This is a genomic window from Solirubrobacter soli DSM 22325 (genome assembly GCF_000423665.1).
Lineage (GTDB): Bacteria > Actinomycetota > Thermoleophilia > Solirubrobacterales > Solirubrobacteraceae > Solirubrobacter > Solirubrobacter soli.
This window is the reverse complement of record NZ_KE384073.1, coordinates 62,905-76,103: the sequence shown is the minus strand read 5'-3', so window position 1 is coordinate 76,103 and position 13,199 is coordinate 62,905. Positions and strand designations below refer to the sequence as shown.

The 13,199-nt window shown below is 71.1% G+C and carries 13 protein-coding genes; 6 read left to right on the top strand and 7 right to left on the bottom strand.

Annotated elements, in window-relative coordinates; genetic code table 11:
- Positions 1-103: 103 nt before the first annotated feature.
- The 7 genes from ribH to G569_RS0141165 are packed head-to-tail and all read right to left on the bottom strand — an operon-like array spanning position 104 to position 7,391.
- Positions 104-526: a 6,7-dimethyl-8-ribityllumazine synthase gene (gene ribH, locus G569_RS55995; protein WP_037502987.1), complete on the bottom strand. Its 423-nt coding sequence runs from the start codon at positions 524-526 to the stop codon at positions 104-106.
- Positions 526-1,797, bottom strand: coding sequence for a bifunctional 3,4-dihydroxy-2-butanone-4-phosphate synthase/GTP cyclohydrolase II (locus G569_RS55990; RefSeq protein ID WP_037502986.1), 1,272 nt, complete (start codon positions 1,795-1,797; stop codon positions 526-528). Before G569_RS55990 ends, ribH begins: the two co-directional genes overlap by 1 nt.
- Complete coding sequence (locus G569_RS0141185) at positions 1,790-2,374, bottom strand: riboflavin synthase (RefSeq protein ID WP_028067732.1); 585 nt, start codon at positions 2,372-2,374, stop codon at positions 1,790-1,792. Before G569_RS0141185 ends, G569_RS55990 begins: the two co-directional genes overlap by 8 nt.
- 3 nt (positions 2,375-2,377) lie before the next feature.
- Positions 2,378-3,499, bottom strand: coding sequence for a bifunctional diaminohydroxyphosphoribosylaminopyrimidine deaminase/5-amino-6-(5-phosphoribosylamino)uracil reductase RibD (gene ribD / locus G569_RS0141180; RefSeq protein ID WP_245602725.1), 1,122 nt, complete (start codon positions 3,497-3,499; stop codon positions 2,378-2,380).
- Positions 3,500-3,527: 28 nt separating this feature from the next.
- Positions 3,528-4,178 carry a SanA/YdcF family protein gene (locus G569_RS0141175; protein ID WP_028067730.1) on the bottom strand — a complete coding sequence of 217 codons (651 nt, stop codon included), beginning with the start codon at positions 4,176-4,178 and terminating at the stop codon, positions 3,528-3,530.
- The gene (locus G569_RS0141170) at positions 4,178-5,902 is read right to left on the bottom strand and encodes an ArnT family glycosyltransferase (RefSeq protein ID WP_028067729.1); all 1,725 of its coding nucleotides are present in this window, start codon (positions 5,900-5,902) and stop codon (positions 4,178-4,180) included. The genes G569_RS0141175 and G569_RS0141170 overlap by 1 nt, the downstream gene beginning before the upstream one ends.
- Entirely contained in the window at positions 5,889-7,391 is a 1,503-nt protein-coding gene (locus G569_RS0141165) for a hypothetical protein (RefSeq protein WP_028067728.1), read from the bottom strand. The genes G569_RS0141170 and G569_RS0141165 overlap by 14 nt, the downstream gene beginning before the upstream one ends.
- 47 nt (positions 7,392-7,438) lie before the next feature.
- Here G569_RS0141165 and G569_RS0141160 point away from each other — a divergent pair, with 47 nt between their 5' ends.
- The 6 genes from G569_RS0141160 (at position 7,439) to G569_RS0141135 (ending at position 13,152) form a co-directional block, all read left to right on the top strand.
- Positions 7,439-8,485, top strand: coding sequence for a glycosyltransferase family 2 protein (locus tag G569_RS0141160; protein ID WP_028067727.1), 1,047 nt, complete (start codon positions 7,439-7,441; stop codon positions 8,483-8,485).
- Entirely contained in the window at positions 8,482-9,111 is a 630-nt protein-coding gene (locus tag G569_RS0141155; protein ID WP_028067726.1) for a class I SAM-dependent methyltransferase, read from the top strand. Before G569_RS0141160 ends, G569_RS0141155 begins: the two co-directional genes overlap by 4 nt.
- Before the next feature lie 43 nt (positions 9,112-9,154).
- The gene (locus G569_RS0141150; protein ID WP_028067725.1) at positions 9,155-10,465 is read left to right on the top strand and encodes a lipopolysaccharide biosynthesis protein; all 1,311 of its coding nucleotides are present in this window, start codon (positions 9,155-9,157) and stop codon (positions 10,463-10,465) included.
- Positions 10,466-10,590: 125 nt separating this feature from the next.
- Positions 10,591-11,163, top strand: a complete 573-nt coding sequence (locus G569_RS0141145; protein WP_028067724.1) for an RNA polymerase sigma factor — start codon at positions 10,591-10,593, stop codon at positions 11,161-11,163.
- A complete protein-coding gene (locus G569_RS0141140; RefSeq protein ID WP_028067723.1) occupies positions 11,160-11,753 on the top strand; it encodes a hypothetical protein in 594 nt (197 codons plus the stop codon). Before G569_RS0141145 ends, G569_RS0141140 begins: the two co-directional genes overlap by 4 nt.
- 31 nt (positions 11,754-11,784) lie before the next feature.
- Positions 11,785-13,152, top strand: a complete 1,368-nt coding sequence (locus G569_RS0141135) for an FAD-dependent oxidoreductase (protein ID WP_028067722.1) — start codon at positions 11,785-11,787, stop codon at positions 13,150-13,152.
- Positions 13,153-13,199: the final 47 nt, after the last annotated feature.

Sequence of the window (13,199 nt, the reverse complement as noted above, 5' to 3'; positions counted from 1 at the left end):
CCGGCCGCGAGAAACGATCAGCCCGGCCGGCGAGGAGCGAGCAGCCGGCCGCGAGAAACGGTCAGGCGGCCGTGCCGCGCGGCGCGTCGGACGCGCCCGCCCACTAGGCGAGGGAGCGCTTGAGGCGGGCGAGGGTCACGACGGCTTCGGCCGCGTGGGCGCCCTGGTCGCGTTTGCCGCCGCCGGTGCGGGCGAGCGCCTGGTCCATGTTCTCCACGGTCAGGACGCCGAAGGCGCAGGGGACGCCGGTGCGGAGCTGGACGTCCATGATCCCGCGGGCGGCCTCCGAACAGACGTAGTCGTAATGCGAGGTCTCGCCGCGGATCACTGCGCCCAGACACGCGACACCCGCGTAGCGGCCGGTTCCGGCCAAATACGAAGCGGCCAGAGGCAGCTCGAAGGCGCCGGGGACGTCGTAGACGTCGGCCTCCCCCACGCCAGCGGCCTCGAAGGCGCCCTGGGCGCCGGCGATCAACCTCGCGGCGAGGTCCTCGTAGAAGCGGCCGACGGCGATCGCGAAGGTCATTAAGGGCGGCGCTCCCGGTCGTGGACGGCCTCGTCGTGGACCATCTGCTCGTCCAGCGCGAGACCCTGGTGGTGGAGGGTGTGGCCCATGCGGTCGCGCTTGGCGCGCAGGTAGGCCTCGTTGTGGGGGTTCGGGGCGTGCTCGATCGGGACCTGGGCGGTCACGCTCAACCCGTAGCCCTCTAGCCCGCGGATCTTCTTCGGGTTGTTGGTCAGGATGCGGATCGACGACAACCCGAGGTCGACGAGGATCTGCGCGCCGATGCCGTAGTCGCGCAGGTCGACGGGCAACCCCAGTTCGAGGTTCGCGTCGACGGTGTCGAGGCCTTGGTCCTGCAGGTTGTAGGCGCGCAGCTTGTTCAGGAGCCCGATCCCGCGGCCCTCCTGCGCCAGGTACAGCAGGACGCCTGAGCCCTCGCGCTCGATCATCGCCAGCGCGGCCTCGAGCTGCTCGCCGCAGTCGCAGCGCAGGGAGTGGAAGACGTCGCCGGTCAGGCACTCGGAGTGCACGCGGACGAGCACGTCCTCCTGGCCGGACACGTCGCCCTTGACCAGCGCGACGTGGTGCTTGTTGTCCACCAGCGAGCGGTAGCCGACGGCGCTGAACTCGCCGAAGCCGGTGGGCAGGCGCGTCTCGACCACCCGCTCGACGAGCTTGTCGTGCTTGCGCCGATACGCGATCAGGTCGGCGACGGTGATCATCTTCAGGTCGTGCTTGGCGCAGTAGCGCTCGAGGTCGTCGACACGGGCCATCGTGCCGTCGTCGTTCATGACCTCGCAGATCACGCCCGCCGGGTTCAATCCCGCGAGCCGCGCCAGGTCGACGGCGGCCTCGGTCTGGCCGGTGCGCTCCAGCACGCCGCCCGGCTTGGCCTTCAGGGGGAAGACGTGGCCCGGCTGCACCAGATCGCGCGGCGCGCTCTCCGGGTCGACGGCGACCTGGATCGTCCGCGCGCGGTCCGCGGCGGAGATGCCGGTGGTGATCCCGTCGCGCGCCTCGACGCTCACGGTGAACGCGGTCTCGTACGGCGACTCGTTCTTGGCCGCCATCAGGTCGAGCCCGAGCTCCTCGCAGCGCTCGGGGGTCAGCGCGAGGCAGATCAGGCCCCGCCCCTCCTTGGCCATGAAGTTGATCGCCTCGGGCGTCGCGAACTGCGCCGCCAGCGTCAGGTCGCCCTCGTTCTCGCGGTCCTCGTCGTCGCAGACGACGACCATGCGGCCCGCGCGGATCTCCTCGAGCGCCTCCTCGATGGTTGCGAAGGGCCTAGGCACGAACCAGTTTCTCCACGTACTTGGCGAGCACGTCCACCTCCAGATTCACCGGACGGCCGGGTTCGGCCGTCCCGAGCGTCGTCCGCTCCAAGGTCTCGGGGATCAAGGACACCGAAAAGGACGTCGCGTCGATCGCCGACACGGTCAGCGACACCCCGTCCACCGCGATCGAGCCCTTCTCGACGACATAGCGCAACAGTTCGGGCGGAGCGTCGAACGTTACGACCCGCGCGAACCCGTCCTCGCGGGTCTCGCGCACCACCGCCACGCCGTCGACGTGCCCCTGCACCACATGCCCGCCCAGCCGGTCGGACGCGCGCAGCGGCAGCTCGAGGTTCACCGACGAGCCCTCGCCGATCTCCGCGAGCGAGGAGCGCCGCAGCGACTCGTGCATGACGTCGGCCGCGAAGACCCCGTCGGCGATCGCCGTCGCGGTCAGGCAGACGCCGTTGACGGCGACCGAGTCGCCCTCGCTCAGCTCTCCAGCAAGGGAAGTTTTCACGTTCAGACGGACGCCGTCACCGGTCGATTCGACGGCGGTGACCGTTCCCAGGTCAGCGACCAGGCCGGTGAACAAGCGCTACCACTCCTTCATGCGGGCGGTGATCAGGACGTCCTCGGCCGACCGGGAGCATTCGAGCGACAGCGCGCGCATCGCCGAGGCGATCCGCTCCGCGCCCTCGCCCTCCAGCGGGTCGCGCGCGCTCGAGCCGCCGAGGATCACAGGCGCGACGAACAGGCGGATCTCGTCGACCTCGCCCGCGTCCAGGAACGCGCCCGCCAGGTGCGGGCCACCCTCGAGCAGGATCGAGGTCACGCCGGCGTTGCCGAGCTGCGCGAGCGCGTTGCGGACGCGGTCGGGCTCGTTGGCGCCGGTGGCGACGATCACGTCGGCGCCGGCGACCTCGAGCGCGTCGACGGCGGTGCGCGGCGCGGCGCGGGTGACGACGACGGTCAGCGGCACCTCGGCGGCGCCGCGGACGAGCTGGGAGTCCAGCGGCAGCCGGGCCTCGGAGTCGAAGACGATCCGCCGCGGCTGGCGGGTGACGCCCTCGATGCGGGCGGTGAGCTGCGGGTCGTCGGTCAACGCGGTGCCGATGCCGACCACGACCGCGTCGACCTCCGCCCGCCAATGGTGCGAGAGCAGGCGCGAGTCCTCGCCCGAGATCCACTTGGAGTCCCCGGTGCGGGTCGCGACCTTGCCGTCCAGCGTCATCGCGGACTTGAAGAGCACGAACGGCCGGCCGGTACGCGCGTGCTTGCGGAACGGCTGGTTGAGGAGCCGGGCGCGCGCGGCGACCTCGCCGTCGGCCAGCTCCACGACCACGCCTTCGTCGCGCAGGATCCCGAGCCCGCGGCCTGAGGCCTTGTCGGTCGGGTCGTCGGACGCGACCACGACCCGGGCGAAACCGGCCTCGAGGATCGCGTCCGTGCACGGCGGGGTGCGGCCGGTGTGGCAGCACGGCTCGAGCGAGACGTAGAGCGTCGCGCCGCGCAGATCCGCCCCGCCGGCGGCGGCGATCGCCGCCCGCTCGGCGTGCTGCTCGCCCAGCGCGGCGTGGAAGCCCTCGCCCAGCACCACGCCGTCGCGCACGATCACGGCACCGACCAGCGGGTTCGGGCTCGTCCGCCCACGGCCGCCCTCGGCGAGCTCGATCGCGCGGACGAGGTGCTCGTGGTCGGTGGTCTGCAGGGTGCTCACGTCCCTACAGACGATATTGACTTGCGAATCAATCCCCCCACGACGCCCGTCCGTCCCCGGTGATGGGGATCTCGGCGCCGAGGAAGTGCGGGTCGGCGCCGGTCACGACGTCGCCCATCGTCTTGACCCGCGCGGCGGCCTCGCGCACGCGCAGCTTGCCCATGATCGTCCCGTACTGGCGCCGGTCGGCGATGAACCCCGTCGCCTTCAGGCCGGCGCGACGCGCGTCGTAGAGCGCGCGGGCCATGTGGAAGCCCTGGGTCACGACCACCGCGCTGGAGACGTCGAAGACGCGCCGCGCGCGCTGCGCCGAGTCCCACGTGTCGAACCCCGCGTGGTCGGTGAAGATGTCCTGCGGCGGGATGCCCTGGTCGATGAGCAGGCGCCGCATCGAGCCGACCTCGTCGTAGTCCTTGCGCGAGTGGTCGCCGGAGAGGAGCAGCTTGTCCACGCGGCCGGCGCGGTAGAGGTCCGCGGCGGCGTTCACGCGATCGCGCAGCATGATGCTGGGCTTCCCGTCGCGGTAGACCTGCGCGCCGAGCACGAGCGCGGCCTGGGCGTGCGGGACCTTCGCCGGGTCCTTGGTCACGGGCGAGCGCCCGCCGAGCCAGACGATCAGGTTGGGGACGGCGACCGCGAGCAGCCCGCAGACGACGCCGAGAGCGACCAGTTTCCTCATCACGGGCAATTGTCCCCATGCAACCGGTAGATCACAATCTCCGGTCCCGGGCGCGAGTAGGTCAACGGGTAGTAATTGAACGAGTAGTCGAAGGAGAACGGGACGTTCCGGGTCGACGGGCTCGTGCGGAAGACGACGTCGCCCCGCTTCTTCAACTCGTCGTAGTAGCGCAGCGCGTACGGGACGTCCCGCGGGTCCGCGTAGGCGCGCCCGTACTGGGTCGAGCCGGTGACGACGAAGCAGAACCCGCCGCGCTCGTAGTTGCCGACGAGCTCCGGCCGGGTCGTGCGCTCGTAGTCCTCGATCTTGACGACGGGACAGGAGCCCGACGTGATCGTCTTGCCGTTGAAGAAGCAGGAGCGCGACGTGCGCCACTTGTTCCAGCGGTTGCCCGAACCGGTCCCGCCTTCGTCCTCGAACAACGGATGGCCCGCGTCCATCGCCCACTGGTCGGGCGCGATCGGCTCGACGACGATCTTCGACCCCGACGGGATGTTCTGGACCATCCAGTCGCGCGCGACCTGCCGCGTGTCCGCCTTGGCGAGCACGAGGTCGTTATGAACGGTGAAGATCAGGCCCTGGAGGGCGACGACGGCACCGATCGCCGCCGCCGCGAGCGTGGCGTGGCGCTTGAAGCGGCCGGCGAGGGCGACGATGCCGTAGGCGGCGAAGATGCAGAGGATCGGGTAGATCGGGAGCATCCAGCGGGCGAAGAAGCGCGACTGCTGGCCGAGGTAGAGGAACAGCAGGATCGGCGCGGGCGCGAGCAGCAGCGCGAGCCGGCGGTGGCGCGCGATCAGCGCCCCGGCGCCGCCGAGCGCGAACAGCGACGGCAGCCAGCCGAGCCCCCAGGTGAACGTGGTCAGGTAATAGGTCCAGCCGCTCGTGTTGGCCAGGCCGAGCTTGCCGCCCTCCTCCCCCGCGGTGTCGGTCTGCTTCTCGAGGCCTTCGCGGAACGCGTTGTGGTCGAGCAGCGCGTACGGGTTGGCGGCGATGAAGCCCGCGAACATCAGGCCGACGGCGAGCGCGAGGTTGCGCACGCGCGCGTGGGCGACCGGGGACACGAACGCCGCCGCGACGAGCGTCACGAGCACGATCCCGGCCGTGTACTTGGTCGCGATGGCGACGCCGAGCGCCAGCCCGGCCAGCACGTACTCGCGCGTGCGGCCGGTGCGGTAGATGCCCGCGATCCCGATCAGCGCCGCCGCCAGCGGCGCCAGCGTGGGTGCGTCGTTGAGCGCGAAATGGCTGTAGTGGCTCGGGAGGAACGCGACCGCGAGCAGGACACCGGCGAGGACGCCGACGCGCCGGTCGTCGAAGAGCCGCGCCGCGGCGACGGCGGTGAAGGCGACGGCGAGCGCTCCGAGGAAGGCGCTCGCCGCGCGTGCGAGCGCGAACGCGCTCGTGGGATCGGCCGCGAAGGCGCCGCCGATGCTCGCGGGGTCCGTCCCCCAGCGCACGGTGAAGAGCGCGTACAGGACGTACGTGAAGGCGGGCGGGTTGATGAAGTAGTTCGGGTTCGGCGAGTGGCCGAACATCCCGATGGCGCGCGGGACGAAGTGGCTGTTCTCGTCGGCGTTGTAGACGTACGGCAGGCCGGTCTTGAAGCCGACGATGCGCAGGACGAACGCGAGCACGAAGAGCCCGATGACGATCGGGGGCCAGCCGAGCGAGAGCCCGCGTAGGCGGGAGCGAGGCGGCGTGGCCGTCTCAGCAGCGGACATACGCGGCGTAGAACCTCGTCGTCTTCACACGCTGGAAGCCTTCGGGCGGGACCTGGATGCGGGCGTCGTCGGCGGCGTCGGTCCAGGCGTGCTTGAAGATCGCGAAGCGGGAGGTGACGACGATCGCGACGCCCGTCTTCTGGGGGGCGAGGTAGCGCTTGTCGTCGCGGTAGCTCTGGGCCCGGGCCCACACGTCGCCGTCGCCGAGATCGGCGATCCAGCGGCTGTCGGGGACGATCTTGTGGTTAGGGCCTGTTAGGGGTCCACATCTCAGTCCGGCCTGCACCTTCGGGTCCTCGAGGACCTCGGTCAGATCGTCGTGCGCCTGGCCGCGGAAGCGCAGCTCGTTGTCGAAGCGCGAGAGGTTCAGGTGGGTGGCCGTGTACGCGACGCCGCCGACCACGATCAGCACCGCGGCGAGCATCCAGCCGGTGCGCAGCCAGCCGGGCAGCAGCATCGTCCAACCACCGATCGCGACCGCCGCCAGCACCATCAGCGCCAACGCGGGCACGGCGAGGTAGCGCTCGATCACCGACGCGCCCGCGATGCCGATCGCGACGAACGTGATCACGCCGGCGCCGAGCAGGACGATCGGCATCAGCATGCGGCGCGGGGAGATCACCACGCCGACGGCGGTACCGATCACGGCGGCCGCCAGCACCGGCAGCTTCACGAGGTTCTCGAAGAACTGCGGGATCGCGCTCGGCAGCTCCGAGAGCGACTTCTGACGCCCGAGATCCTCGGCGGAGCCGGCCGTGTAGTGGAGGGAGAAGAGCGGGTCGCCGGTGACGAGGTAGTCGACCGCGAACCACGCGAGCGGGCCGCTCGCGGCCACGGCGGCGAAGATCACCCGATCGCGCCAGGAGGCCTTCCACGCGACCCAGACCCAGTACATCGCGGCCAGGAACCACGCCTCCGGCCGCAGCATGCCCGCGAGCGAGAGCAGGATCAGCACCGGCAGGCCGCGCCGGCGGTGCGTCGCCTCCAGCGTCGCCGCCCACACGACCAGCGCCATGTAGGGGATGTCGATGTAGCCGCGGGCAGCGAGAAACGGGTAGTCGAAGCGGGTCAGCAGCAGCGCGGCCGCGACCGCGCCCACGAGCGGGGTCGCGGCGATCCGCCCGAGCCGGTACACGCCCGCCACCAGCACGAGGAACGAGGCCAGGATCATCGCCACCCACAGGCGATCCCCCCAGCCGCCGAAGAGCTGCAGGATCGCGCCGGCGGCGATCGCCAGCGGGTGCTCGGTGGGGTAGCGGAACCCGTCGAAGACCAGCGGGTTCCCGTGCAGCAGGTCGCGCCCCCACAGCAAGGAGTAATAGGAGTCATAGACCGGGTATGTCGGGAACACGAAGAACCCGATCGCGAAGCCGAGACAGAGCAGCGCGAAGACGATCTTGGCCAGGCCGTCGCCGCGCTCGCCGGGACTCGGCTGCGCGCTTTCAGGATCGGTTCCCGGGCGTGGCCGGGTGAGCGTGGAGCCCTCCATGCAGGTCAACCAGTCTGACGCGCGCGGTACCGTCTTTCGTCGTCCGCATGAAGCTGATCATCCAGATCCCATGTCTCAACGAGGAGCAGACGCTCCCCGCGACGCTGGCCGACCTGCCCCGTGAGGTCCCCGGTTTCGACGAGGTCGAGTGGCTCGTCATCGACGACGGCTCGACCGACAGTACCGTCGAGGTCGCGATCGCCCACGGGGTCAACCACATCGTCCGGCTGACCAACAACAAGGGCCTCGCGAACGGCTTCCAGGCAGGTCTGGACGCGGCCCTGAAGCTCGGTGCGGACGTGATCGTCAACACCGACGCCGACAACCAGTACTACGGCCCGGACATCCTCAAGCTCGTCGAGCCGATCATCGCCGGGACGGCCGACATGGTCGTCGGCGACCGCCAGGTGATGACGATCGAGCACTTCTCGCCGCTGAAGAAGTCGCTGCAGCGGCTCGGCTCGTGGGTCGTGCGCCAGGCGTCGGAGACGACGGTGCCGGACACGACGTCGGGCTTCCGCGCGTACAACCGCGAGGCCGCGCTCCAGCTGCAGGTCGTCTCGAAGTTCACCTACACGCTCGAGACGATCATCCAGGCGGGCAAGATGACCGTCGCGATCGACCACGTCCCGATCCGGACGAACGCCAAGACGCGCGAGTCGCGGCTGTTCCCGTCGATGTGGTCGTACGTCCGCCGCAACGGCGTCTCGATCTTCCGGATCTACTCGATGTACGAGCCGCTGAAGGTCTTCATGACGCTGGCGGCGATCATCGGCGTGCTCGCGGTCGCGGTGTGGACGCGCTTCCTGGTGAGCTACATCCAGGGCGAGGGCGCCGGCCACGTGCAGTCGCTCATCCTCGGCGCGGTGCTGTTCAACGCCGCCGTGGTGCTCGGCGCGCTGGGCATCATCGGCGACCTGCTGAGCGGCCAGCGGATCATGCTCCAGCGGATCTTCGAGCGTGTGCGCCGTCTCGAGCTGCACAGCGAGATCCCGCCGTCGCACTACGAGCCCGGCGCCGGGCCGTCCGACCAGCCGCCGACGACCGGAGCGAACGCCGGTAAGACCGAAGAGCGCGAGGCACTGAAGCTGTGAGTCCCACGATCACCACCGACGCCGAAGGCACCGTCACCGGCAACACCTACGACAAGTACGGGTCCTCGAACCCGGTCGTCAAGAAGCTGATGGCAGGCTTCGAGCGCACGCTCGACGAGTTGTGGGCGAAGGCTTCTCCGCGCAGCGTCCTCGACGTCGGCTGCGGCGAGGGCGTGCTCACGCACAAGTGGGCGGAGCGTCTGCGCGACGGCCGGATCGTCGGCGTGGACCTCGAGGACCCCGCGATCCAGGCCGAGTGGGAAAAGCGCCAGGCGCCGAACCTCGAGTACAAGATCATGAAGGCCGAGAACCTTCCGTTCGGCGACGGCGAGTTCGAGCTCGCCAGCGCGATCGAGGTCCTCGAGCACGTGCCCGACGCCGAGCACACGGTGGCGGAGATGGCGCGCGTCGCGCGCGGCGGCCACCTGTTGGTCAGCGTGCCGCGCGAGCCGCTGTGGCGCGGGCTGAACATGGCCCGCGGCGCCTACATCAAGGACCTCGGGAACACGCCCGGCCACCTGAACCACTGGTCGCGCAAGGCGTTCGTGGAGCTGTTGTCCAAGTACGGGACGGTCGAGGAAACTCGCTCCCCGTTCCCGTGGACGATGCTTTTGGTGAAGGTGTAGACATCCCCTCCGCCCCACCCCGATCATCCGACCTTAACCAGCGGTGACCGCGGCGAGCGCGGAGCCCGGGGCGGCGCGCTCGGGCTACGGCGCCGGCGCGAAGATCCTCTCGATCGGGATCGCGTCGACCGGCGTCGTCACGTTCGCGTACTTCTCGGTCGCGTCGCACGCGCTCGACGACCCGGTCGCCTACTCGGCGATCTCGCTGCTGTGGTCGGTGCTGTTCGTGATCGTGTCGGTGATCTACCGGCCGATCGAGCAACTGCTCTCGCGCACGATCGCCGGGCGCCGCGCCCGCGGCCTGCACACCGGCCACCCGATGCGCACGCCGCTGCTGATCCAGGCGGGCTTCGCGCTCGTGTTCCTCGTCGTCGCGCTGATCTTCAAGGAGCCGATCGAGAACGACCTGTTCGACGGCGCGACGGCGCTGTACTGGGTGCTCGTGGTGGCCGTGCTGGCGTACGCGGCGAGCTACTTCGCCCGCGGCTGGCTCGCCGGGCACCAGTGGTTCGGGCTCTACGGCGGGCTCGTGTTCATGGAGGCGTCGACGCGCCTGCTGTTCGCGCTCGCGGTGCTGATCGGGCTCGCTTCCGGGCAGACCGCCGTGGCCATGGGCATGGCGGCGGCGCCGTTCGTCTCGCTGGTGGTCGTCCCGTGGGCGTTCTCGCGGCGGCCGAAGGAGTCGACGGCCAAGGAGACCGACGAGGAGGCGCTCGGCCTCGCGCGCGGCGGGCGCTTCGCCGTCGCCGTGCTCTGCATCATGATCGCCGAGCAGACGCTGCTGAACGCCGGCGTCCTGATCGCCGACGTCAACACCACGGACGCCGCGGTCGCCGGCTTCGTCTTCAACGCGCTGCTGATCGCGCGCGCTCCGCTTCAGCTCTTCCAGGCCGTCCAGGGGTCGCTCCTCCCCCACCTCGCGGGCCTCGAGGCGACCCAGGGCCGCTCCGAGTTCGACAAGGCGATCCGGATCACGATCCTCGCGATCGCGGCCTTCGCCGGCGCCGTCGCGCTCGGCCTGCTGGTCCTCGGCCCGTGGGCCATGGACATCCTGTTCTCAGACGACAAGACGTTCGGGCGCCTCGGGCTGGCGGCGGTCGCGATCGGGATGGGCGCGCATCTCGCGGCGGGCACGCTCAACCAGGCGGCGCTGGCCCGCGACCACGCCGGCCTCGCGGCGTCCGCCTGGCTGCTGTGCGCGGTCCTGTTCGTCGGCTGGATGCTGCTCGACGTCGTCGGCGACGCACTGACGCGGGCCGAGGTGGGCTACCTCGGCGCCGCGTCGTTGTTGTGCGTGCTCTTGGCCGTCGTGTACCGCCGGCCGAGCGCGCCACCCGCGACGGCCACCACCTGAAGACAGTGACCGCCGCGGCGGGCGGGATCGCTCCCGCCCGGCCAGAACCTTTGACCATGCCCGGCGTGGCGCACCCCCTATGAGCCGCGAGGGCGCGATCTTGTGACAGCTACGCTCTCGCGGCCGTGCTGCGCCAGTTCTTCGCCCGCCGTCCGACCTGTCTCCTGGCGCAGGCGCGCGACGATCCGGAAGCGTTCGCGGCGTTCTACGACGCCTACTCGGAACGCGTCCTGATCTACCTCACCCGCCGGGTCCTGGACGTCGACACGGCGTTCGACCTGCTCTCGGAGACGTTCGCGACCGCCCTGGAGCAGCGCCGGAAGTTCCGCGGCGACACCGCCGAGGAGGAGCAGGGCTGGCTGTTCGCGATCGCCCGCACCGAGCTCGCGCGCTACTGGCGCCACGGCCGGGTCGAACGTGGCGCGTTGGCGCGCCTCGGCGTCCCGCTCCCGGGGCTGACGGACCCGGAGATCGAGCGGATCGAGGAGCTCGCGGGCGTCGCCGGCCTCGCCAAACAGCTCCATGCGGCGATGCGCACGCTCCCCGAGGACCAGCGACGCGCGGTCGAGCTGCGCGTGGTCTGCGAATGCGGCTACCCCGACGTGGCCGGTCGCCTGGGCGTGAGCGAGCAGACCGCGCGGGCGCGCGTGTCGCGCGGGTTGAGAGCCTTGTCACTCCAGTTGGACGACGCCGCATGAGCGCGCTCGATCAGCTCCGCGAGGGCCTGCGCGAGGCGGCGGCGCGCGACATCGCGCGGGCGCGGCGGCGCCGGCGGCGGACGCGGCTCGCGGCCGCGCTGGCGCTCGTGGTGGTCGGGGGCGGCGCGGCGGCGGAGGCGACGAATCTGTTCGACAGCGGCCCGGCGGCGCCGGACATCCGCGGTCAGCCGCCGCGCTACGCGCCCGGGCAGGGGGAGCGGCGCCAGATCGTGGTCAAACTGCGCGTGGACGGTTCCCCGCTGCCGTACGGCGTCGCGCTCTACGAGACCGGCGAAGACCGCGTCTGCGCGGTGCCCGGCGTCCTGAACGGGAGCGAGCTCGGCGACCTCGTCGACGGCCGGTTCCGGCCGTTCGCGGCCGACCGGATCGGCGCCTGCAACGTGCGGGGCCGGGCGAATATCGACTCCGCGATCGTCGCCGGCCGTCCGGTCCTGTTCGGTGTGGCCCCGGCCCGCGCGCGCTCGGTGGCCCTGCCGCAGCTCGGCAAGACCTTCACGCTCGGTCCCGACCGCGCGTTCCTGTTCGTGACGCCGAGCCGCGTGCCCTACAAGGTGGACTTCCGGGAATAGATCGGAGAGAGTGGGCGTCGTGTGCGGCGAGATGACCCACACGATCGTGCTCGGCGGCGGGCTCTGCGGCCTGACCGCCGCGATGATGCTCGCCCGCGACGGGCAGCGCGTGACCGTCCTCGAACGCGACCCCGCGCCGATCCCCGAAGACCCCGAGGCCGCCTGGGAGCGCTGGCGCCGCGACGGCGTCGTCCAGTTCCGCCAGGCGCACTACCTGCAGCCGCTCGGGCGCGCCGTGCTCGAGGCCGAGCTGCCGGACGTCCTGGAGGGCTTGAAGGCGGCCGGCGCGTACCGCTTCGACCCGGTTGCGCAGGTGCTCGGCGAGGACCAGCGGCGCCCAGGCGACGAGCGCCTCGCCACGTGGACGGGGCGGCGCAGCACGATCGAGTGGGCGGTGGCGCGGGCCGCCGAGGAAGAGCCGGGCGTCGAGCTGCGCCGCGGCGTCGCGGTGACCGCGCTCGAAACCCGCCGGATCGACGGGCGCGTCGAAGTGACCGCGGTCCGCACCGACACGGGTGACCGGCTCGTGGGCGAGTTGATCGTCGACGCGATGGGCCGCGGATCGCCCCTGCCGAAGCTGCTCGCCGCGGCGGGCGGAGATCCCGTCCACGAGGTCGCGGAGGACACCGGCTTCCTCTACTACACGCGCTTCTTCCGCGGCGAGATCCCGGACGTGCGCGGGCCGATCAACGCGCCGGTCGGCACGTTCTCGATCCTGACGCTGCCCGCCGACAACGGCACGTGGTCGGTCACGCTGTACGGCTCCGCCGGCGACCGGCCGCTGAAGGCACTGCGCGACCCCGCGAAATGGACGGCGCTCGTCAGCGCCTGCCCGAGCCATGCCCACTGGCTCGACGGCGAGCCGATCACGCCTGTGCTGCCGATGGGCGGCGTGATCGATCGGCTGCGCTCGTCCAACGGCGGACCGCCGCCGCTCGGCCTGGTCAGCCTCGGCGACGCGTGGGCGTGCACGAACCCGTCGATGGGCCGCGGGATGTCGCTCGGGCTCAAGCACGCCGCGCTGTTGCGGCACGCGCTGCGCGAGGACGACCCGATCGCGGCGTTCGGCGCCGCCACCGAGGCCGAGTTGCGGCCGTGGTACGACAACACCGTCCTCGTCGACCGCGCGCGGATGGCGGAGATCATGGCGCTGCGCCAGGGAACGGCTCCGGTGTTGTCCGACCACATCGGCGCGCGCGTCGGCCGCGCGCTGCCCGCGGCGATGAGCCGCGACGGCGACGTCTTCCGAGCCGCGGTGGAGATCTCCTCCTGCTTGGCACTTCCTCGTGACGTCTTCACGCGACCCGGGTTCGCGGAGCGCGTGTTCGCGGCGGCGGAGGGCGCGGTCCCGCCCTCATTCGGGCCTAACCGTGAGGCCCTGCTGGCACTTCTGCGTTGACACACCGTCAGCTCATCGGGACACTACTCCCGCTTTCAGCCTGTGAG

Coding starts and splice junctions, on each gene's coding strand:
- ribH (WP_037502987.1), bottom strand. CDS start 526: ATGACCTTCGCGATCGCCGTCGGCCGCTTCTACGAGGACCTCGCCGCG.
- G569_RS0141175 (WP_028067730.1), bottom strand. CDS start 4,178: ATGAGGAAACTGGTCGCTCTCGGCGTCGTCTGCGGGCTGCTCGCGGTC.
- G569_RS0141170 (WP_028067729.1), bottom strand. CDS start 5,902: ATGTCCGCTGCTGAGACGGCCACGCCGCCTCGCTCCCGCCTACGCGGG.
- G569_RS0141165 (WP_028067728.1), bottom strand. CDS start 7,391: ATGGAGGGCTCCACGCTCACCCGGCCACGCCCGGGAACCGATCCTGAA.
- G569_RS0141160 (WP_028067727.1), top strand. CDS start 7,439: ATGAAGCTGATCATCCAGATCCCATGTCTCAACGAGGAGCAGACGCTC.
- G569_RS0141140 (WP_028067723.1), top strand. CDS start 11,160: ATGAGCGCGCTCGATCAGCTCCGCGAGGGCCTGCGCGAGGCGGCGGCG.
- G569_RS0141135 (WP_028067722.1), top strand. CDS start 11,785: ATGACCCACACGATCGTGCTCGGCGGCGGGCTCTGCGGCCTGACCGCC.